At 60.7% G+C, this 19004-nt stretch carries 23 protein-coding genes and 1 pseudogene; 10 read left to right on the top strand and 14 right to left on the bottom strand.

Annotation, left to right across the window (positions count from 1 at the left end):
• Nucleotides 1-95: 95 nt before the first annotated feature.
• The 4 genes from infA to trxB all read right to left on the bottom strand — a co-directional run bounded on the left by infA (nucleotide 96) and on the right by trxB (nucleotide 2893).
• Complete coding sequence (infA, locus tag AC3IX1_RS18015) at nucleotides 96-314, bottom strand: translation initiation factor IF-1 (RefSeq protein ID WP_002553999.1); 219 nt, start codon at nucleotides 312-314, stop codon at nucleotides 96-98.
• Nucleotides 315-425: 111 nt separating this feature from the next.
• Nucleotides 426-1133 carry an arginyltransferase gene (locus AC3IX1_RS18010; protein ID WP_489316482.1) on the bottom strand — a complete coding sequence of 236 codons (708 nt, stop codon included), beginning with the start codon at nucleotides 1131-1133 and terminating at the stop codon, nucleotides 426-428.
• A 57-nt stretch (nucleotides 1134-1190) separates the two neighbouring features.
• Complete coding sequence (aat, locus tag AC3IX1_RS18005; protein ID WP_489385229.1) at nucleotides 1191-1871, bottom strand: leucyl/phenylalanyl-tRNA--protein transferase; 681 nt, start codon at nucleotides 1869-1871, stop codon at nucleotides 1191-1193.
• A 62-nt stretch (nucleotides 1872-1933) separates the two neighbouring features.
• Complete coding sequence (gene trxB / locus AC3IX1_RS18000; RefSeq protein WP_489385228.1) at nucleotides 1934-2893, bottom strand: thioredoxin-disulfide reductase; 960 nt, start codon at nucleotides 2891-2893, stop codon at nucleotides 1934-1936.
• Nucleotides 2894-3210: 317 nt separating this feature from the next.
• Between trxB and AC3IX1_RS17995 the strand changes: the two genes are divergently transcribed.
• From AC3IX1_RS17995 to cysG, 6 genes are all read left to right on the top strand, one after another.
• Nucleotides 3211-5622, top strand: coding sequence for a DNA translocase FtsK (locus tag AC3IX1_RS17995; RefSeq protein WP_489385227.1), 2412 nt, complete (start codon nucleotides 3211-3213; stop codon nucleotides 5620-5622).
• Between the two features lie 66 nt (nucleotides 5623-5688).
• The gene (lolA, locus tag AC3IX1_RS17990) at nucleotides 5689-6312 is read left to right on the top strand and encodes an outer membrane lipoprotein periplasmic chaperone LolA (RefSeq protein WP_347911711.1); all 624 of its coding nucleotides are present in this window, start codon (nucleotides 5689-5691) and stop codon (nucleotides 6310-6312) included.
• 171 nt (nucleotides 6313-6483) lie between these two features.
• Nucleotides 6484-7806, top strand: coding sequence for a replication-associated recombination protein A (locus tag AC3IX1_RS17985; RefSeq protein ID WP_489385226.1), 1323 nt, complete (start codon nucleotides 6484-6486; stop codon nucleotides 7804-7806).
• A complete protein-coding gene (crcB, locus tag AC3IX1_RS17980) occupies nucleotides 7806-8180 on the top strand; it encodes a fluoride efflux transporter CrcB (protein ID WP_460157311.1) in 375 nt (124 codons plus the stop codon). The genes AC3IX1_RS17985 and crcB overlap by 1 nt, the downstream gene beginning before the upstream one ends.
• Nucleotides 8181-8196: 16 nt before the next feature.
• Nucleotides 8197-9477, top strand: coding sequence for a serine--tRNA ligase (gene serS / locus AC3IX1_RS17975; protein WP_489385225.1), 1281 nt, complete (start codon nucleotides 8197-8199; stop codon nucleotides 9475-9477).
• The gene (cysG, locus tag AC3IX1_RS17970; RefSeq protein WP_489385224.1) at nucleotides 9478-10872 is read left to right on the top strand and encodes a siroheme synthase CysG; all 1395 of its coding nucleotides are present in this window, start codon (nucleotides 9478-9480) and stop codon (nucleotides 10870-10872) included.
• 185 nt (nucleotides 10873-11057) lie between these two features.
• Here cysG and AC3IX1_RS17965 read toward each other — a convergent pair whose 3' ends face one another.
• The 8 genes from AC3IX1_RS17965 to AC3IX1_RS17930 form a co-directional block, all read right to left on the bottom strand.
• Nucleotides 11058-12059: a glutathione S-transferase family protein gene (locus AC3IX1_RS17965; RefSeq protein WP_489385223.1), complete on the bottom strand. Its 1002-nt coding sequence runs from the start codon at nucleotides 12057-12059 to the stop codon at nucleotides 11058-11060.
• A 91-nt stretch (nucleotides 12060-12150) separates the two neighbouring features.
• A complete protein-coding gene (locus AC3IX1_RS17960) occupies nucleotides 12151-13152 on the bottom strand; it encodes a glycosyl transferase family protein (protein ID WP_489385222.1) in 1002 nt (333 codons plus the stop codon).
• Complete coding sequence (locus AC3IX1_RS17955) at nucleotides 13149-13484, bottom strand: TusE/DsrC/DsvC family sulfur relay protein (protein ID WP_489385221.1); 336 nt, start codon at nucleotides 13482-13484, stop codon at nucleotides 13149-13151. Before AC3IX1_RS17955 ends, AC3IX1_RS17960 begins: the two co-directional genes overlap by 4 nt.
• Nucleotides 13481-13774, bottom strand: coding sequence for a sulfurtransferase complex subunit TusB (tusB, locus tag AC3IX1_RS17950; protein WP_489385220.1), 294 nt, complete (start codon nucleotides 13772-13774; stop codon nucleotides 13481-13483). Before tusB ends, AC3IX1_RS17955 begins: the two co-directional genes overlap by 4 nt.
• The gene (gene tusC, locus AC3IX1_RS17945) at nucleotides 13774-14136 is read right to left on the bottom strand and encodes a sulfurtransferase complex subunit TusC (protein ID WP_489385219.1); all 363 of its coding nucleotides are present in this window, start codon (nucleotides 14134-14136) and stop codon (nucleotides 13774-13776) included. The genes tusB and tusC overlap by 1 nt, the downstream gene beginning before the upstream one ends.
• A gap of 1 nt (nucleotide 14137) precedes the next feature.
• Entirely contained in the window at nucleotides 14138-14530 is a 393-nt protein-coding gene (gene tusD / locus AC3IX1_RS17940; protein ID WP_223541447.1) for a sulfurtransferase complex subunit TusD, read from the bottom strand.
• 58 nt (nucleotides 14531-14588) lie between these two features.
• Nucleotides 14589-14918 carry a DUF6388 family protein gene (locus tag AC3IX1_RS17935; protein ID WP_489385218.1) on the bottom strand — a complete coding sequence of 110 codons (330 nt, stop codon included), beginning with the start codon at nucleotides 14916-14918 and terminating at the stop codon, nucleotides 14589-14591.
• Nucleotides 14919-14938: 20 nt separating this feature from the next.
• A complete protein-coding gene (locus AC3IX1_RS17930) occupies nucleotides 14939-15187 on the bottom strand; it encodes a hypothetical protein (protein WP_008015571.1) in 249 nt (82 codons plus the stop codon).
• A 148-nt stretch (nucleotides 15188-15335) separates the two neighbouring features.
• On the opposite strand from AC3IX1_RS17930, the gene AC3IX1_RS17925 reads away from it, so the two are divergent.
• The gene (locus tag AC3IX1_RS17925) at nucleotides 15336-15686 is read left to right on the top strand and encodes a hypothetical protein (RefSeq protein WP_489385217.1); all 351 of its coding nucleotides are present in this window, start codon (nucleotides 15336-15338) and stop codon (nucleotides 15684-15686) included.
• Between the two features lie 130 nt (nucleotides 15687-15816).
• Here the strand turns inward: AC3IX1_RS17925 and AC3IX1_RS17920 are convergent, their stop codons facing one another.
• A complete protein-coding gene (locus AC3IX1_RS17920) occupies nucleotides 15817-16242 on the bottom strand; it encodes a GNAT family N-acetyltransferase (protein ID WP_489385216.1) in 426 nt (141 codons plus the stop codon).
• Nucleotides 16243-16408: 166 nt separating this feature from the next.
• On the opposite strand from AC3IX1_RS17920, the gene AC3IX1_RS17915 reads away from it, so the two are divergent.
• Nucleotides 16409-17002, top strand: a complete 594-nt coding sequence (locus tag AC3IX1_RS17915) for an NUDIX domain-containing protein (protein ID WP_489385215.1) — start codon at nucleotides 16409-16411, stop codon at nucleotides 17000-17002.
• A 160-nt stretch (nucleotides 17003-17162) separates the two neighbouring features.
• Here the strand turns inward: AC3IX1_RS17915 and AC3IX1_RS17910 are convergent, their stop codons facing one another.
• Complete coding sequence (locus AC3IX1_RS17910; protein ID WP_489385214.1) at nucleotides 17163-17678, bottom strand: methylated-DNA--[protein]-cysteine S-methyltransferase; 516 nt, start codon at nucleotides 17676-17678, stop codon at nucleotides 17163-17165.
• 78 nt (nucleotides 17679-17756) lie between these two features.
• On the opposite strand from AC3IX1_RS17910, the pseudogene AC3IX1_RS17905 reads away from it, so the two are divergent.
• Nucleotides 17757-18239: pseudogene (locus AC3IX1_RS17905) on the top strand (gamma-glutamyltransferase); the annotation flags it as partial.
• A gap of 69 nt (nucleotides 18240-18308) precedes the next feature.
• Nucleotides 18309-18842 (top strand): cysteine hydrolase family protein, encoded by a 534-nt coding sequence (locus AC3IX1_RS17900; protein ID WP_489385213.1) that lies wholly within the window; start codon nucleotides 18309-18311, stop codon nucleotides 18840-18842.
• Nucleotides 18843-19004: the final 162 nt, after the last annotated feature.

Raw genomic sequence — 19004 nt, 5'->3', positions numbered from 1 at the left:
GCGAGCAGGCTCGCTCCTACAGGTTTTCGGTGTGCTGGCAAATCCCGCACTAACAAAAACGCCCGGCATGAGCCGGGCGTCTTGTATTGACTTGATTAACGGGCGCGGTAAGTGATGCGCCCTTTGCTCAAGTCATAGGGAGTCAGCTCTACGCGCACTTTGTCGCCGGTAAGAATACGGATGTAGTTCTTGCGCATCTTGCCGGAGATGTGCGCGGTTACGACGTGCCCATTTTCCAACTCCACACGAAACATGGTGTTGGGCAGGGTGTCGACGACAGTGCCTTCCATTTCGAAGCTGTCTTCTTTCGACATGCAGTAAAGCCCTCGGTGTCCAATGAATGGCCCGGTGCAACTGCGCCAGGCAAAAGCGGCGTGCATTGTGCCCGAAAAGTGGGGTTTAAGCCAAGGGGTTTAGGGCCGGCTCTAGTTTAGAACCACCCAGCGCTGATTAATCAGCAACTCAATAGGGCGATATTGAGTCTTGTAGTTCATTTTTTTGCAGTTCTTGATCCAGTAGCCGAGGTAGACCGCATCCAGCCCCAGCCGCCTGGCCTCGGCGATTTGCCAGAGAATTGCGTAGCGCCCAAGGCTGCGGCGCTCTTCGGCAGGCTCGTAGAAGGTGTAGACCGCCGACAGACCGTTCGGCAGTAAATCGGTGACGGCGACGGCCAGTAGTCGGCCGTTCAGGCGAAATTCATAAAATCTTGAAAACGGCAGGTCCCGCACCAGGAATGTCGAGAACTGGTCGCGACTCGGCGGGTACATGTCGCCATCGGCGTGACGCTGTTCGATGTAACGCTGGTAAAGGTCGAAGTACTCTTCGTTGAAGCCGGGCCTGGCCGGACGCACCTGCAAATCCGTGTTGCGCTTGAAGATGCGTTTCTGTTGCCGGTTGGGCGTGAACTGCCCCACGGGAATGCGCGCCGGAACGCAGGCATTGCAATTCTGGCAATGCGGCCGGTAGAGATGATCGCCACTGCGACGAAACCCCATCTCTGACAGGTCTGCATAGACATGCACATCCATGGGCTGGCTAGGGTCGAGGAACAGGGTTGTGGCCTGCTCATCGGGCAGATAACTGCAAGAGTGCGGCTGAGTGGCATAGAACTTCAAACGCGCCAACTCGGTCATGATCAACCCTCGGGATAATGCTTTTGAATAAGTGTAAGCCACACGGGGAAAAGTCGCTCAGCAAACCCAGGTGGCATGGTTGGGTTGGTCAAGGTGCCTGGCCAGAAAATCGGCAAACTCGCGGCGCGGAATCGCCCGGGCGCCCAGGCTATGCAAGTGGTCGGTGGGCATCTGGCAGTCGATCAGCACGAAGCCTGAGTCTTTGAGATGGCGGACCAACGTGGCAAAGCCGAATTTCGAGGCGTTGTCAGCGAGGCTGAACATGGATTCGCCGAAAAACAGCTGGCCCATCGCCAGGCCGTAGAGCCCGCCAACCAATTCGTCCCCGTCCCAGACTTCCACCGAGTGCGCGTGTCCGCGCCTGTGCAGCTCGATATAAGCGTCCTGCATGGCCTCGGTGATCCAGGTGCCGTCAGCGTATTCCCGAGGGGCTGCACAGGCACGGATAACGGCGGCGAAGTCCTGGTCAAAGGTCACTTGATAGCGTTGCTGACGCAGCAGTTTGTTCAGGCTGCGCGAGACGTGCAATTCGTCGGGAAACAGAACCGTGCGTGGGTCCGGCGACCACCAGAGGATCGGCTGGCCTTCGGAAAACCATGGGAAGCAGCCGTGGCGATAAGCCGAGATCAGCCGATCGGCGGACAGGTCGCCACCGGCAGCCAGAAGCCCGTTGGGGTCGCGCATGGCCTTTTCCAGCGGTGGGAAATGCAAGGTATTGCGTTGTAACCAAGTCAGCATGGCATCCGGGCTTGCAGAAGGGGAGGGCAGTGGCGGGTGTTGGCCCGCCATAAAGTTTGCCTTTAAACGGCAGGAATGTCGTCGAGGTATTTTTCAGCGTCCAGCGCCGCCATGCAACCGGCCCCGGCAGACGTAACGGCCTGGCGATAAACGTGGTCGGCCACGTCACCGGCGGCAAACACCCCGGCAATCGCCGTAGCGGTGGCATCGCCTTCGCTGCCACCCTTGACCAGCAGATACCCGTTGCGCATTTCCAGTTGGCCCGTGAACAGGTCGGTGTTGGGTTTGTGGCCGATGGCGATAAACACCCCGGCCAGCGGCAGCTCCTTCGTTTCGCCGGTGTGGCTGTCGCGCAGGCGGGCACCGGTCACGCCGCTGGCATCGCCGAGCACTTCGTCCAGGTTCTGGTTCCAGTGCAGGCGGATATTGCCATTGGCGGCTTTTTCGAAGAGTTTGTCCTGGAGGATCTTCTCCGAGCGCAGTTTGTCGCGCCGATGGATCAGGTGCACTTCCTTGGCGATGTTCGACAGGTACAAGGCTTCCTCGACCGCCGTATTGCCGCCGCCGACCACTGCAACCACCTGATTGCGATAGAAAAACCCATCACAGGTTGCGCACGCCGACACCCCTTTGCCGGCAAACGCTTCCTCCGACGGCAGACCCAGGTATTGCGCGGAGGCGCCGGTGGCAATGATCAAGGCGTCGCAGGTATAGGTGCCGCCATCGCCGATCAGCTCGAACGGCCGTTGTTGCAACTTGGCGGTGTGGATGTGGTCGTAAACGATCTCAGTGGCAAAGCGTTCGGCGTGTTTTTGCATGCGATCCATCAGCACCGGTCCGGTCAGGCCTTCGACGTCCCCTGGCCAGTTATCCACTTCGACGGTGGTAGTGAGCTGGCCACCTGCCTGGATGCCGGTAATGACAACGGGCTTGAGGTTGGCGCGGGCGGCATAAACGGCCGCGCTGTAACCGGCGGGGCCGGAGCCCAGGATAATCAGGCGTGAATGCTTCGCTTCGCTCATAAAAACACCTCATAAGCCTTTGTCACAAAAGAGAATGCATGCTCAAATTGAACAGCATGTCATGTGCTGTTGACTATGCTACACCCAAGGGTCTCAAGCATGGCGTCGTGCGTACAAACCCGTACAATGCCCTGCGTGTTACATATATTCAGTGCGCGCCATGTTTATAAAAACCGGGGCGCAGTGTTAAAAGTAGTCCCGGTAACGCGTGTTAACTCTTTTACCTGCCTGGATTGGGCAGTTTTTTCGCAGTTTTTTGGCAGCTTTTATAGACATTCACCAGATGGACGCGCCATAGGCGCAGGAAAAGAAGCGTTTTGAAGAAATCCACCGCAGCACCTAAACCAGCCGTCGTACCGCTCTGGCGCCAGCACTTGCACTACCGACTCAAGGAAGGTGCGCTGATCGCCATCGGTGCCTTGTGCCTGTTCCTGATGATGGCCTTGTTGACCTACGGCAAGGACGATCCGGGCTGGAGTCATAACAGCAAGATCGACGACGTGCAGAACTTCGGCGGGCCAGCGGGCTCCTACAGCGCCGATATCCTGTTCATGGTGCTGGGTTACTTCGCCTACATCTTCCCGTTGCTGCTGGCCATCAAGGCGTACCAGATCTTCCGCCAGCGTCACGAACCGTGGCAGTGGAGCGGCTGGCTGTTCTCCTGGCGCCTGATCGGCCTGGTGTTCCTGGTGCTGTCGGGTGCCGCCCTGGCCCATATCCATTTTCATGCCGCGACCGGTCTGCCGGCCGGTGCGGGCGGCGCGCTGGGGGAAAGCCTCGGCGAACTGGCCAGGAACGCCCTGAATATCCAGGGCAGCACGCTGTTGTTCATTGCCTTGTTCCTGTTTGGCCTGACTGTGTTTACCGACCTGTCGTGGTTCAAGGTGATGGACATCACCGGCAAGATCACCCTCGACCTGTTCGAACTGTTCCAGAGCGCCGCCAATCGCTGGTGGGCGGCCCGTACCGAGCGCAAACAGCTGGTCGCCCAGTTGCGTGAAGTCGACGACCGTATGGATGAAGTGGTCGCGCCGAGCGTCACCGACAAGCGCGAGCAGGCCAAGGTCAAGGAACGCCTGATCGAGCGTGAACAAGCCCTGAGCAAGCACATGTCTGAGCGCGAGAAGCAGGTGCCGCCGGTGATTGCGCCCGCGCCACCAAAGCCCGCCGCACCGAGCAAGCGCGTCGAGAAAGAGAAACAGGCGCCGCTGTTCGTCGACAGCGCCGTGGAAGGCACCTTGCCGCCGATCTCGATTCTCGACCCTGCGGAAAAGAAACAGCTCAATTATTCGCCTGAATCCCTGGCTGCGGTTGGCCACTTGCTGGAAATCAAGCTCAAGGAATTCGGCGTTGAAGTTGCAGTGGACTCGATTCACCCGGGTCCGGTGATTACCCGTTACGAAATCCAGCCGGCCGCCGGGGTCAAGGTCAGCCGCATTTCCAACCTGGCCAAAGACCTGGCCCGTTCCCTGGCCGTGACCAGCGTGCGCGTGGTGGAAGTGATTCCGGGCAAGACTACGGTCGGTATCGAGATCCCCAACGAAGACCGGCAGATCGTGCGTTTCTCCGAGGTGTTGTCGACCCCCGAGTACGACAACTTCAAGTCGCCGGTCACCCTGGCCCTGGGTCACGACATCGGCGGCAAGCCGGTCATCACCGACCTGGCGAAGATGCCGCACCTGCTGGTGGCCGGTACCACCGGTTCCGGTAAGTCGGTGGGTGTGAACGCGATGATCCTGTCGATCCTGTTCAAGTCCGGCCCGGAAGACGCCAAGCTGATCATGATCGACCCGAAAATGTTGGAACTGTCGATCTACGAAGGCATTCCGCACCTGCTCTGCCCGGTGGTCACCGACATGAAGGACGCCGCCAACGCCCTGCGCTGGAGCGTTGCCGAGATGGAGCGACGCTACAAGCTGATGGCCAAGATGGGCGTGCGAAACCTGTCGGGCTTCAACGCCAAGGTCAAGGAAGCCCAGGACGCCGGCGAGCCGTTGAGCGATCCGCTGTACAAGCGCGAAAGCATCCACGACGAAGCGCCGCTGCTGAGCAAGCTGCCGACCATCGTGGTGGTGGTCGACGAATTCGCCGACATGATGATGATCGTCGGCAAGAAGGTTGAAGAACTGATCGCCCGTATCGCCCAGAAGGCGCGTGCGGCCGGTATCCACTTGATCCTTGCGACCCAGCGTCCGTCGGTGGATGTGATCACCGGTCTGATCAAGGCCAACATCCCGACCCGCATGGCGTTCCAGGTATCGAGCAAGATCGACTCCCGGACCATCATCGACCAGGGCGGCGCCGAACAACTGCTCGGCCACGGTGACATGCTCTACATGCCACCGGGCACCAGCTTGCCGATTCGTGTCCACGGTGCTTTCGTGTCCGACGATGAGGTTCACCGCGTGGTGGAAGCCTGGAAGCTACGGGGCGCGCCGGAATACAACGACGACATTCTCAATGGCGTCGAAGAGGCGGGCAGCGGCTTTGAAGGCAGCAGCGGTGGCGGCGACGGTGACGATCCCGAGGCCGACGCGCTGTACGACGAAGCCGTGCAGTTCGTGCTGGAAAGCCGTCGCGCCTCCATTTCCGCGGTTCAGCGCAAGCTGAAGATCGGCTACAACCGCGCCGCGCGCATGATCGAAGCCATGGAAATGGCCGGGGTCGTGACGTCCATGAACACCAACGGTTCGCGTGAAGTCCTGGCCCCGGGCCCGGTGCGCGACTGACCCGAGTATGAAAAGGGTGGTGCCTTGGGCGCCGCCCGCACTCCCACGAATGTTATGAGGACTCCCATGCGTCTGATCCGCATGCTGTTGCTGCCGGTACTGGCCTTGACCACGCTCCAGGCTAACGCCGATGACAAGGACGTGGCGCGCCTGACCCAACTGCTGGAAAAATCCCAGACCCTGACTGCACGCTTCTCGCAACTGACCCTCGATGGCACCGGCACCCGGTTGCAGGAAACCGCCGGCGAGATGTCCCTGCAGCGTCCGGGCCTGTTCTACTGGCACACCGATGCGCCGGCCGAACAGACCATGATCTCCGATGGCAAGAAAGTCACCCTGTGGGACCCGGACCTGGAACAGGCCACCATCAAGAACCTCGACCAGCGCCTGACCCAGACGCCGGCCTTGCTGCTGTCCGGTGACGTGTCCAAGATCAGCCAGAGCTTCGACATCAGTGCCAAGGAAGCCGGCGGCGTGATCGACTTCACCCTCAAGCCGAAAACCAAGGACACCCTGTTCGACAGCCTGCGCCTGTCGTTCCGCAATGGTCTGGTCAATGATATGCAGTTGATCGACAGCGTTGGTCAGCGCACCAATATCCTGTTCACCGGCGTGAAGGCCAACGAGCCGATTCCGGCTTCCAAGTTCAAGTTCGACATCCCTAAAGGGGCTGACGTAATTCAGGAATAAGACAGATCACCTGTGGGAGCGAGCTTGCTCGCGATGGCGGCATAACATTCAACAGCAATGTCGACTGACCTGACGCTATCGTCGGAACGCCGCCCGGAGCAAGCTCGCTCCCACAGGGGCTTGCGGTGTTTAATGATTTGGCTGATAGGCAGTGAGGTTTTTTAGGTAACCATGGATCTGTTTCGCAGCACCCCCATCGCCCAGCCATTGGCCGCCCGCCTGCGTGCGGCCAATCTGGACGAGTACGTCGGTCAGGAGCACGTGCTCGCTCGCGGCAAGCCTCTGCGCGAAGCGCTGGAGCAGGGTGCCCTGCATTCGATGATTTTCTGGGGGCCGCCGGGCGTGGGCAAAACCACCCTGGCGCGATTGCTCGCGGAAGTCTCGGAGGCGCACTTCGAAACGGTCTCGGCGGTGCTGGCCGGGGTCAAGGAGATCCGCCAGTCGGTGGAAATCGCCAAGCAGCAGGCCGCGCAGTACGGCCGCCGCACCATCCTGTTCGTCGATGAAGTACACCGTTTCAACAAATCCCAGCAGGATGCGTTTCTGCCCTATGTCGAAGACGGCACGCTGATTTTCATCGGCGCGACCACGGAAAACCCATCGTTCGAACTCAATAACGCCTTGCTCTCCCGGGCACGGGTCTACGTGCTCAAAAGTCTCGACGAAGCGGCCCTGCGCAAACTGGTGCACCGTGCGCTGACCGAAGAACGGGGGCTGGGCAAGCGCAACCTGACCCTCAGCGACGAAGGCTTCCAGATGCTACTGTCGGCCGCGGACGGCGATGGTCGACGCCTGCTCAACCTGCTGGAAAACGCCTCGGACCTGGCTGAAGACAACAGCGAAATCGGCACCGGGCTCCTGCAAAGTCTGCTAGGCGATACCCGCCGACGCTTCGATAAGGGTGGTGAGGCGTTCTACGACCAGATTTCCGCGCTGCATAAATCGGTGCGTGGCTCCAACCCCGACGGCGCCTTGTACTGGTTCGCACGGATGATCGACGGTGGTTGCGACCCCTTGTACCTGGCTCGGCGGGTGGTGCGCATGGCCAGCGAAGACATCGGCAATGCCGACCCGCGTGCCCTGAGCCTGTGCCTGGCGGCCTGGGAAGTGCAGGAGCGCCTCGGCAGCCCAGAAGGCGAGCTGGCGGTGGCCCAGGCCATCACCTATCTGGCTTGTGCACCAAAGAGCAACGCGGTGTACATGGGCTTCAAGACGGCACTGCGCGCCGCCGCCGAGCACGGTTCGCTGGAAGTGCCGCTGCACCTGCGCAACGCGCCGACCAAGCTTATGAAGCAACTGGGCTACGGCGATGAATACCGTTATGCCCATGATGAGCCGGACGCCTATGCCGCCGGCGAAGACTATTTCCCGGAAGAACTCGACCCGATCCCGTTCTATCAACCGGTCCCCCGTGGCCTTGAGTTGAAAATCGGCGAGAAGCTCAATCACCTGGCAAAACTCGACCGTTTAAGCCCAAGGCAGCGGAGAAAATAGTGCTTCCACTGATTGTTGCGGTTTCCGTTGGCGGGATGGCCGGTACGTTGTTGCGCTTTGCCACGGGCAACTGGATCAATGCTAATTGGCCGCGGCACTTCTATACCGCGACGCTGGCCGTTAATATCGTGGGCTGTTTGCTGATCGGCGTTCTATACGGTCTGTTTTTGATACGCCCGGAGGTGCCCATCGAGGTGCGTGCCGGGTTGATCGTCGGCTTCCTTGGGGGGCTGACGACTTTTTCATCCTTTTCACTGGATACGGTGCGCCTGCTGGAAAGCGGGCAAGTGCTGCTGGCCCTGGGCTATGCGGCGCTCAGCGTATTCGGCGGGCTGCTTGCCACCTGGGCCGGCCTGTCCTTGACCAAACTTTGATAAACGAGAAACCGACATGCTCGATTCCAAACTGTTACGTAGCAACCTTCAGGACGTAGCGGACCGCCTGGCATCCCGTGGCTATGCCCTGGATGTTGCGCGCATCGAAGCGCTGGAAGAACAGCGTAAGGAAGTCCAGACCGAAACTGAACGGCTGCAGGCCGAACGCAACGCGATTTCCAAAAGCATTGGTCAAGCTAAGCAGCGTGGCGAAGATATCGCGCCGCTGATGGCGAATGTCGAAAACATGGGCAGCCAACTGAACAACGGAAAAATCGCCCTGGAAAAGATCCAGACCGATCTGGACTCGATCCTGCTGGGTATTCCCAACCTGCCGCACGAATCTGTGCCGGTCGGCGATGACGAAGACGGCAACGTCGAAGTGCGCCGTTGGGGCACGCCGACTGCCTTCGATTTCCCGGTACAGGACCACGTGGCCCTGGGCGAGAAGTTCGGCTGGCTGGACTTCGAAACCGCCGCCAAGCTGTCCGGCGCCCGTTTTGCCCTGCTGCGCGGTCCGATTGCCCGTCTGCATCGCGCCCTGGCGCAGTTCATGATCAACCTGCACGTCACCGAGCACGGCTACGAAGAGGCCTACACGCCTTATCTGGTCCAGGCTCCGGCGCTGCAAGGCACCGGCCAGCTGCCGAAGTTCGAAGAAGACCTGTTCAAGATCGCGCGCGAAGGCGAAGCCGACCTGTACCTGATCCCGACCGCCGAAGTGTCGCTGACCAACATCGTCGCCGGCGAAATCGTCGATTCGAAACTGCTGCCGATCAAGTTCGTCGCCCACACGCCGTGCTTCCGCAGTGAAGCCGGCGCATCGGGCCGCGACACCCGCGGCATGATCCGTCAGCACCAGTTCGACAAAGTCGAAATGGTGCAGATCGTCGAGCCGTCGCAGTCGATGGAAGCGCTGGAAGGCCTGACCGCCAACGCCGAGAAAGTCCTGCAACTGCTGGAACTGCCTTACCGCACCCTGGCGCTGTGCACCGGCGACATGGGCTTCAGCGCGGTCAAGACCTACGACCTGGAAGTGTGGATCCCGAGCCAGGACAAGTACCGCGAAATCTCGTCGTGCTCCAACTGCGGCGACTTCCAGGCCCGCCGCATGCAGGCGCGTTTCCGCAACCCGGAAACCGGCAAGCCGGAACTGGTACACACCCTGAACGGCTCCGGTCTTGCAGTCGGTCGTACCCTGGTGGCGGTGCTCGAGAACTACCAGCAGGCCGACGGTTCGATCCGTGTGCCTGAAGTCCTCAAGCCGTACATGGGTGGCCTCGAGGTCATCGGCTAAATGAACTATCTGCCGCTGTTCCATAACCTTCGCGGCAGTCGTGTGTTGGTCGTCGGCGGGGGGGAGATTGCCTTGCGCAAGTCCCGCCTGCTGGCCGATGCCGGTGCGCTGCTGCGGGTGGTTGCACCTGAAATCGAAGCGCAACTGCGCGAGCTGGTTGCCGGCAGCGGTGGCGAGTGCCTGTTACGTGGCTATGCCGAGGCGGATCTGGACGGTTGCGGGCTGATCATTGCCGCCACCGACGACGAAACGCTGAACGCACAAGTCTCCGCCGATGCCCATCGGCGTTGCGTGCCGGTCAACGTGGTGGACGCGCCAGCCCTGTGCAGCGTGATCTTCCCGGCCATCGTCGACCGTTCTCCGTTGATCATTGCAGTGTCCAGCGGCGGCGATGCGCCGGTGCTGGCGCGTTTGATCCGCGCCAAGATCGAAACCTGGATTCCTTCCACCTACGGTCACCTGGCCGGTCTGGCGGCGCGCTTTCGCCATCAGGTCAAAGGCCTGTTTCCGGATGTGCAGCAGCGTCGGGCGTTCTGGGAAGATGTTTTCCAGGGGCCGGTTGCCGACCGGCAACTGGCCGGGCAGGGCGGTGAAGCCGAGCGTCTGCTCCAGGCGAAAATCGATGGCGAAGCGCCAGTGGCGACCGGTGAGGTCTATCTGGTGGGCGCAGGGCCAGGTGACCCCGACCTGCTGACGTTCAAGGCATTGCGTCTGATGCAGCAAGCCGACGTGGTGCTGTACGACCGTTTGGTCGCACCGGCAATTCTTGAGCTGTGTCGTCGCGACGCCGAGCGGGTTTACGTCGGCAAGCGCCGAGCCGATCACGCGGTGCCGCAGGATCAGATCAACCAGCAATTGGTGGACTTGGCCAAGCAAGGCAAGCGCGTGGTGCGATTGAAGGGCGGTGATCCGTTCATCTTCGGTCGTGGTGGTGAGGAGATCGAAGAACTGGCGGCCCATGGCATCCCGTTCCAGGTCGTGCCGGGGATCACGGCGGCCAGTGGTTGCGCGGCCTATGCCGGGATTCCGCTGACTCACCGCGATTACGCGCAGTCGGTGCGTTTCATCACCGGCCACCTCAAGGACGGCTCCAGCGATTTGCCATGGGCCGATCTGGTGGCCCCGGCGCAAACCCTGGTGTTCTACATGGGGCTGGTGGGCTTGCCGATCATCTGCGAACAGTTGATCAAGCATGGTCGCGCCGCCGATACCCCGGCGGCACTGATCCAGCAGGGCACCACGGTCAACCAGCGGGTGTTTACCGGCACCCTGGCAGACCTGCCACAGCTGGTGGCGGAGCATGAGGTGCATGCGCCGACATTGGTGATCGTCGGTGAAGTGGTGCAACTGCGCGAGAAACTGGCGTGGTTTGAAGGGGCTCAGGGGCAGGTCTGATTTGTGGCGAGGGGGCTTGTCGGAACGCCGCATCGCCCCGTTCGGCTGCGAAGCAGCCGTATAATCAGCAAACGCGGTCTTTCAGTAAGACCTCGCTATCCGATTTCAGGGCCGCTTCGCGCCCCAACGGGGGCAAGCCCCCTCGCCACAATTGATCTCATCCACTTTCAAATTGCAGTTCGATTTCAGGCCTTGCGCCAAACCCCTTTCCCACTCAACCGCTCCCGATCATGGGCCGCGGTGAAGTCCTGGGCCGGGCCTTTGGGCACCACACCCGTCGGGTTGATGGTGCGGTGGCTGGCGTAGTAGTGGTTCTTGATGTGGGTGAAGTCCACCGTCTCGGCGATCCCCGGCCACTGATAGATTTCCCGCAGCCAGTTCGACAGGTTCGGATAATCCGCGATCCGCCGCAGGTTGCACTTGAAGTGCCCGTAGTACACCGCATCGAAGCGAATCAGCGTGGTGAACAGGCGGATGTCCGCTTCGGTCAGGTACTCACCAGTCAGGTAGCGGTTGGCGCCCAGCAGCAACTCCAGGCGGTCCAGCTCGGCAAACACCTCATCGAAGGCTTGTTCATAAGCCTGTTGCGAGGTGGCAAATCCGGCGCGGTACACGCCATTGTTCACTGCCGGATAAATCCGCTCGTTCAACGCATCGATCTCACCGCGCAGCGGCGCCGGGTAGAAGTCCAGGTCGTTACCGGTCAAATCGTCGAAGGCGCCATTGAACATGCGGATGATTTCCGATGATTCATTGTTGACGATGCGTTTTTGCTGTTTGTCCCACAGTACCGGGACGGTGACGCGGCCGGTGTAGTCGGCGGTGTCGGCGGTGTAGCGCTGGTGCATGAAGTCGAAGTGATCGAGCTTGTCGCCGGTCGAACCGAGGCTCTGGTCGAAGGTCCAGCCGTTTTCCAGCATCAACCAGCTGACCACCGAGACGTCGATCAGCTTTTCGAGGCCTTTGAGTTTGCGCAGGATCAGCGTGCGATGGGCCCATGGACAGGCCAGGGACACGTACAGGTGATAGCGTCCGGGCTCGGCCGCAAAACCGCCGACGCCGGTCGGTCCCGGCTTGCCGTCAGCGGTCAACCAGTTGCGACGCTGCGCCTGTTCACGCTGGAACGCGCCGTCCTTGCTGCTTTCGTACCACTTGTCCTGCCAGCGGCCATCAACTAACAAACCCATGTTCAAGACTCCCGAAACCCGTGATCGATGGAGTCGAGTCTATTCCGATGAGTTCGAACAAAAAGCGCAAAGATCGGGCGCGAATGATCGATTAAATCGATTTGTCCCGCGCAGCCCAGTATTTTTCAGCGGTTTTGAAAGCCTGTTCGCGGCTCTGTCCCAGGCCGCGCAGAGCCAGGGCCATGGTCGAGATCAGGGCCATTTGCGGGTAGCTGTCGACCACATCGCCACGCCAGACCGCTTTCAAATGTTCAGGCTCAAGCGAGGCGGGTTTGACGTGACGCTGCGCCGACAACTGCGGCCATTCCTCGTCCCAGCTCTCGCCTCCGCTCGTACCGTACAGGTGGCTGTCAGCGTCCGGGTTGATCTCGATTTCGCCGCCGTCGCCCTTGATCACGATGGCGGTGTCACCCAGCAGGCCGCTGGCATCGCGATGCACCGCCTGATAACCCGGGTGGAAAATGCTCTGCAGGCCGCAACGCGCGCCCAGCGGATTGAGAATTCGCGCCAGGGAGTGGATCGGCGAGCGCAGGCCCAGGGTGTTGCGCAGGTCGATCATGCGTTGCAGCTGTGGCGCCCAGTCCATCAATGGCATGAAGGCCAGGCCGCCGTTATCCAGTGCCGAACCCACCTGTTGCCAGTTGCGGCACAGCGGGATGTTCAGTTCGCCCAGCAGTTGTTCGCTGTACAAGCGACCTGCCGTGTGGGCGCCGCCACCGTGCATGAAAATCCGCACGCCGTTTTGCGCCAGGCACTTGGCCGCCAGCAGATACCACGGCAAGTGCCGCTTCTTGCCGGCATAGGTCGGCCAATCCAGATCCACCGCCAGCGCCGGAGGATTCAGGCGTTCGCGCAAGGCCTCGGTGAAGCCCGCCATTTCCTCGGCGCTTTCTTCCTTGTGTCGCAACAGCATCAGGAATGCGCCGAGCTGGGTTTCCTCGACCTTTTCATCGAACACCATGCCCATGGCTTCGCGGGCTTCGACCCGGGTCAAATCGCGGGCGCCGCGCTTGCCTTTGCCAAGGATCCGCACGAACTGGGCGAACGGATGCTCGGCGGGCGTTTCGAGTGTCAGTGCTGGGTAATCGGTCATAAGCAATTCGTCGGTTTGGGCAGGCCCGCCAGTTTCGCGGCGAGTTTGGCGGGAGTGCCTTTGAACAGTCGGTTCAGGTGCAGGCTGTTGCCTTTTTCCGGGCCGAGTTTCAGGGCGGTGTACTTGATCAACGGGCGGGTGGCCGGTGACAGCTGGAACTCGGCGTAGAAGCTGCGCAGCAGTTCGAGGACTTCCCAGTGATCGGGCGTCAACTCGAGGTCTTCGGCAGCCGCCAGGGCACTGGCCACATCGGCGGACCAGTCACTCAGTTCGACCAGGAAACCGTCCTTGTCCAGCTCGATGGCGCGGGCGCCGACCGTCAATGCATTCATAGCCAACTGTTGACCTTGTCGTAGTGAATCGACAGTTCGACGAAGGCCGGGTAATCGATGGCTTTGGCCCAGTCTGGAACCGCAAGCGCGCGGGCCTGGGCATCTTCAGCCAGCACGAACAGCTTCAGGCCGCGTGCGCTGAGCGCCGTGAACGGCGCGGTGCCTGGCTGCAACGCATAGGCGGCATCACCGGACAACAGCAACCCGTCGTTGGCGCCGATCACGCGCAGGCAACTGGTCAGGCGTTCGTCACCGAACGGGGAATGAGACAACACATGCAAAGTCGGCATCAGAGGGTGATCACCTGGTCGTAACGGTCAATGAGGGCGGTGATTTCGTGGGCGGCCAACACCTGGGCTTCTTCCAGCGACAGGCCGCTCGGGTCCAGGCCACGCTGGGCGATGCTGTCGCCGCAGGCGAACAGTTCCTCGACACCGAACATCGGCAGGGCTTGCAGGTTGGCGCTCAGGTCTTTCTGTTGCAGGGCTTTGGCGTTCTGACTGGCGGCCAGCTGGAACACGCCGTCATCGAGAAACAACAGGCCGATCGGCAGATCGAAAGCGCCCCCGGCCAGCACGATATCCAGAGCTTCCCGCGCCCCTGGGCCAGACCATGGCGACTGGCGGCTGATGATCAATATGGATTTGGCCATGTCATGCGCCTCCGAAACAGATCAGACGGTCGGCATCCTGCGCCGCGTCATGCAATTGGCCGAGGCCGGACAGTTCCCACGGCGCACCGACGGCCACCGCCTCGCGCTGATAGCGCCTGGCTTCTTCCTCGTTCAACACGCCACGACGCAATGCGGCGGCGATACATACAACGCCATCGAGTTGATGGTCGCTGACAAAGGCATGCCATTGCCGGGGCAGGTCCAGTTCATCCTGGGGCGTGACCACACTGGCGGAGGCGTTGTAGACGCCATCCTGGTAGAAAAACAGCCGGACAATCTCATGCCCGCCGGCCAGCGCGGCCTGGGCGAACAGCAAGGCGCGGCGCGAGGAGGGCGCATGGGCGGCGGAAAACACGGCAATGGCGAACTTCATGGTGCACTCGATCAGCGAAACTGCGGCCATGATAAAGCTTTCTCGCCAGGAGTGCTGGCTAGGGTGCTATCCCGTACAGGTCGCAATACTCCAGCCAATCCATCCCGGCCATTTCCGCGACTTCGCGGTGTACTTCAAGGCGCTGGGCCTCATAGTCCCGGGGGGTGGCAGCGGTCAATTTCAGGGTCAGTTCCCAGGCGAACAGCCCGAGGCGCTCGGCTTCGGCTTCGAAGGCTTCGTGCAAGCGTTCGTCACGGTACTGCGCCGCGGTTTCGCCCTTGGCCTGGGCCAGCAACGGGTTGAGATGATCGAGGTCGTGGCGCAACTCGGGGCGTTCGTCGAGAAAGCGCTTGAGTGCCTGTTCGTGTTGCTGCTCGGTTGCCGCCATGGTTGCTCCTTGAGTGGGGATTACGAAGACTGCTTCTTGCTGGCCTTGGCCGCTGCCGCCAGGCATTCGAGGGCAAACTGCTCGGTGTAGGTCATCTGGATCGGCGTGGTTTCGCCTTTGACGGTTCTTTCGCCGTCGAGGATGTAGCGAATCCGCTTGTCGGTGACGCCGATTCGCTTGGCAATCCAGGAAGGCGTCTGACCGATCTGGCTGATCAGCTTGTCGGCATATTCAGTGCTCGGTTTGTAGAACTCGGCATTAGGTGTCATCAGGTTTCCAGTCAGGGGTGCGATGCAGCGTTATTGGCGCGACAGGGTGCGCGAATCGTTGCGCGCTGTCGCGGTATAAATGCAGTAAAGCAGAACGATACGGGCTGCCGGGGTGATAAAGTCCGCTTTTTCCCGATGAGTGAATGCAATGCGAATTCTGATGGCGGCGCTGGCCGTGACGTTGCTGGCGGGATGCGCCGGCTCGGCGATGAACGACGCCCGCACCAAGGCCCCTTACAAGACCCTGAACTCGGAAAAACCGGCAAAAGACGTCGCCCAGTGCGTACAGTTTTCCTGGCAGGACGAGGCCGTGTTCGGCGTCGATGCCGCTGCCTATCTGCAACCGGGGGAGAAGGGCGGCACGACCGTTTACACCCGTTCGGCGGAGTCCTTCGTCGACGTGACCACCGATGCCTCGGGCACAGTGTTGAGCTACTACGCACAGAAGGACGATTTCGTGGCCAAGCGCCGGTTGGCGGCGTTGGCGACTTGCCTGTGATTTGAAGGTTTATTGCATACCCCTGTAGGAGCGAGCCTGCTCGCGATAGCGGTAAGTCAGTCGACATCAATGTTGAATGACAGTCCGCCATCGCGAGCAGGCTCGCTCCTACAGGGGTTTTGTGTGCTGGTCAGTAGCTCAGGCGCTTCTGGAAGAAGAAGTGCTTGTGCCCCGGCGGGTAATCGGCAATGTGCCCGATCTCGCTGTAGCCGCATTTCTTGTAGAACTCCGGCGCCTGGAATTCAAAGGTGTCGAGCCAGAGCCCGACGCAGCGCCGTTCCCGCGCCAGGTCCTCGGCCATCTGCATCAGTTTCGAACCCAGGCCCTGTCCCCGGGCCTGTTCCGGTACCACCAGCAAGTCGATGTACAGCCACTGGTAAAACAATCGGCCATGCAGGCCGCCGAGGATCTCGTCGTTGTCGTCGCGCACCAGCAAGGCGATGTGCTCAGGCACGTTACCTTCGGCCTTCGAGCCGTTGTAGGCGCGCAACGGTTTGAGGATGGCCTGGCGTTGTTCATCCGTGGGGTTTTGCGACAGCTCGATACGCAGGTTCATGGCTATATCCTTATGGCATTGAAGCCGCAGCCTATCCCGCTTGCAGCGATTGTTCCATCCCCGGAAAAGTTGAACCGTGGCCAACGGGCAGCTTGCTTGAGGGGGCAAGCGCTGTCCGTTTTCACTTAACATATGGCCCCTCAGACCAATAACAGGACGCGTTGCCATGTCGAACACAGCCGAGCGGGTCAACATCCTTGAGTCTCAGGTGTTGTCCCACGACTGGTACCTGCTCAAGAAAATCACCTTCGATTACCAACGCAACAATGGCGAGTGGCAACGCCAGGTCCGGGAGGTCTACGACCGTGGCAATGGCGCGGCAATTCTGTTGTACAACCGCGAAAAGAAAACCGTGGTACTGACCCGGCAGTTTCGCCTGCCGGTGTTCGTCAACGGTCACGACGGGCTGTTGATCGAAGTGGCGGCGGGGCTGCTGGAAGGCGCGGCGCCTGAAGACCGCATCCGCGATGAAGCGGAGGAAGAGACGGGGTATCGCGTGCACCATGTGCAAAAGGTATTCGAGGCCTACATGAGCCCCGGCTCGGTGACGGAAAAGTTGCACTTCTTCGTCGCTGAATACGATGCGACCTCGAAAGTCAGCGCCGGCGGCGGGCTGGAGTCGGAAACCGAAGAGCTGGAAGTGCTGGAGTGGGCGTTCGACGACGCGCTCGAAGCGTTTTACCGCGGTGAGATCTGCGACGCCAAGACCATCATGCTGTTGCAGTATGCGGCGATGAAAAACCTTTTCGCCCCAACCTGACCCTGTGGTGGAAGGGCTTTTGTGGCGAGGGGGCTTGCCCCTGTTGGACTGCGCAGCGGTCCCAAAAACATTTGTACTTTTATTCTGGACGTTCACACGCTCCGCGATGACGACTGCTTCGCAGCCGAACGGGGGCAAGCCCCCTCGCCACAAAAGCTCCCTAAAACAGATCATCCATGCGACTTGCTCCCGACCACTCGCAGCCCTCCAGCGACAGCAACAGCTCCTTCGCCTCAAGCCCGCCGGCAAACCCGGTGAGCTTGCCCGACGCACCTATCACCCGGTGACACGGCGCCACGATCGAAATCGGGTTCTTGCCATTCGCCGCGCCTACCGCCCTGACCGCCGTCGGGTTGCCGATCTGTTCGGCGATCTGGCTGTAGCTGCGGGTCTCGCCGAACGGGATGGTCAGCAGCGCCGCCCAGACCTTCTTCTGAAATTCCGTGCCGGAAAAATCCAGATCCAGTTCGAAGCGGTCGCGGGTGCCGGAAAAATATTCGCGTAGCTGCGCAGCCGTGCGCACCAGGATCGGATTGTCCGGCGCTTCGCTCATCGGCCCGAGGCGTACCCGGCCGGGTTTGTCGTTTTCCCAGAGGATGGCCGCCAGTCGTGAACCGTTCGCCACCAGCTTCAACTGGCCGACAGGTGAAGCCACGGTGATGCAGGTATAGGTCATGCCAGGGCTCGCGCACAATTGCTGAACAGGCGTTAAGGATACTGCCTCGATGGGGAGGCGCAATACGTAATCCCGACCATGGACGACTTCACCTCAAAGATCGGCGTACCGAACATGTACGGCCTGGTGCAGGGCGAGGCCAACGCCATCGCGCCCGGCAAGGCGCCGCTGTCGTCCATGAGCCCGACCATCGTCACCAAGGACGGCAAAGTGGTGATGGTGGTCGGCACTCCGGGCGGCAGCCGCATCATCACCGCGACCTTGCTGACCATGCTCAACGTGATCGACTACGGCATGAACATCCAGGAAGCGGTGGATGCACCGCGTTTCCACCAGCAGTGGCTGCCGGAGGAAACCAACCTGGAAGCCTTCACCACCAGCCTGGACACGGTGAAAATCCTTGAGAGCTGGGGGCACAAGTTCGCCGGTCCACAGGATGCCAACCACCTGGCGGCGATCCTGGTCGGCGCGCCATCCCTGGGTGGGAAGCCGGTAGGCAAGAACCGTTTCTACGGAGCGAACGACCCACGACGTAACACCGGGTTGTCGCTGGGTTATTGAGGCTTGTGTCCGGAGGGGGACGGGCTTATGTTCGTCCCCTGATCCATCGACATCACAAGGAAGGAAATCATGACCACTGCGTTGTTAATCATCGACGTCCAACAGGCTTTGTGTTCCGGTGAGTACGAGTGCTTCGAGATTGGACGGGTCATCAACACCATCAATGACCTGTCCGCCCGGGCGCGCAAGGCGGGAGTGCCCGTGGTGCTGATCCAGCACGAAGAAGCAAACAGTCCGCTGGCGCATGAAGCTGCCGGCTGGCAACTGGCCGAAGGGCTGGAAACCTCGCCCAAGGACCACCGCGTGCGCAAGACCACCGGGGATTCGTTCTACCAGACCAATCTGCAGAAACTGTTGCCGAAGGAGGACTTCGAGCGCCTGGTCATCTGCGGCCTGCAGACCGATTATTGCGTCAACGCCACCGTGCGCCAGGCCCTGAAACTGGGTTACGACGTGGTGCTGGCGGGCGATGCCCATTCCACCGTCGACAACGGTAACCTGACCGCCGAAGACATCATCGCCGAACACAACAAGGACCTGGCGCACCTGACCGGGTCCGTGGCGCGGATCGATGTAATACCGGCCAAGGACATCCATTTCTGAAACCACCACATCCCCCTGTAGGAGTGAGCCTGCTCGCGATGACGTCGTTACAGCCAACATTGATGTCGGCTGACCTACCGCTATCGCGAGCAGGCTCACTCCTACAGTAATCCGGTTGCTGGCAGATTTTGCGTACACCCACTAACCCTGTGGGAGCGAGCC

Source organism: Pseudomonas sp. KH_046_2, from assembly GCF_057838985.1.
Note: the sequence above shows the minus strand (reverse complement) of the source record. Positions and strands in the feature narration are given on the sequence as shown.

Coding starts and splice junctions, on each gene's coding strand:
- infA (WP_002553999.1), bottom strand. CDS start 314: ATGTCGAAAGAAGACAGCTTCGAAATGGAAGGCACTGTCGTCGACACC.
- AC3IX1_RS18010 (WP_489316482.1), bottom strand. CDS start 1,133: ATGACCGAGTTGGCGCGTTTGAAGTTCTATGCCACTCAGCCGCACTCT.
- aat (WP_489385229.1), bottom strand. CDS start 1,871: ATGCTGACTTGGTTACAACGCAATACCTTGCATTTCCCACCGCTGGAA.
- trxB (WP_489385228.1), bottom strand. CDS start 2,893: ATGAGCGAAGCGAAGCATTCACGCCTGATTATCCTGGGCTCCGGCCCC.
- lolA (WP_347911711.1), top strand. CDS start 5,689: ATGCGTCTGATCCGCATGCTGTTGCTGCCGGTACTGGCCTTGACCACG.
- AC3IX1_RS17985 (WP_489385226.1), top strand. CDS start 6,484: ATGGATCTGTTTCGCAGCACCCCCATCGCCCAGCCATTGGCCGCCCGC.
- serS (WP_489385225.1), top strand. CDS start 8,197: ATGCTCGATTCCAAACTGTTACGTAGCAACCTTCAGGACGTAGCGGAC.
- cysG (WP_489385224.1), top strand. CDS start 9,478: ATGAACTATCTGCCGCTGTTCCATAACCTTCGCGGCAGTCGTGTGTTG.
- AC3IX1_RS17965 (WP_489385223.1), bottom strand. CDS start 12,059: ATGGGTTTGTTAGTTGATGGCCGCTGGCAGGACAAGTGGTACGAAAGC.
- AC3IX1_RS17960 (WP_489385222.1), bottom strand. CDS start 13,152: ATGACCGATTACCCAGCACTGACACTCGAAACGCCCGCCGAGCATCCG.
- AC3IX1_RS17955 (WP_489385221.1), bottom strand. CDS start 13,484: ATGAATGCATTGACGGTCGGCGCCCGCGCCATCGAGCTGGACAAGGAC.
- tusB (WP_489385220.1), bottom strand. CDS start 13,774: ATGCCGACTTTGCATGTGTTGTCTCATTCCCCGTTCGGTGACGAACGC.
- tusC (WP_489385219.1), bottom strand. CDS start 14,136: ATGGCCAAATCCATATTGATCATCAGCCGCCAGTCGCCATGGTCTGGC.
- tusD (WP_223541447.1), bottom strand. CDS start 14,530: ATGAAGTTCGCCATTGCCGTGTTTTCCGCCGCCCATGCGCCCTCCTCG.
- AC3IX1_RS17935 (WP_489385218.1), bottom strand. CDS start 14,918: ATGGCGGCAACCGAGCAGCAACACGAACAGGCACTCAAGCGCTTTCTC.
- AC3IX1_RS17930 (WP_008015571.1), bottom strand. CDS start 15,187: ATGACACCTAATGCCGAGTTCTACAAACCGAGCACTGAATATGCCGAC.
- AC3IX1_RS17925 (WP_489385217.1), top strand. CDS start 15,336: ATGCGAATTCTGATGGCGGCGCTGGCCGTGACGTTGCTGGCGGGATGC.
- AC3IX1_RS17920 (WP_489385216.1), bottom strand. CDS start 16,242: ATGAACCTGCGTATCGAGCTGTCGCAAAACCCCACGGATGAACAACGC.
- AC3IX1_RS17915 (WP_489385215.1), top strand. CDS start 16,409: ATGTCGAACACAGCCGAGCGGGTCAACATCCTTGAGTCTCAGGTGTTG.
- AC3IX1_RS17910 (WP_489385214.1), bottom strand. CDS start 17,678: ATGACCTATACCTGCATCACCGTGGCTTCACCTGTCGGCCAGTTGAAG.
- AC3IX1_RS17900 (WP_489385213.1), top strand. CDS start 18,309: ATGACCACTGCGTTGTTAATCATCGACGTCCAACAGGCTTTGTGTTCC.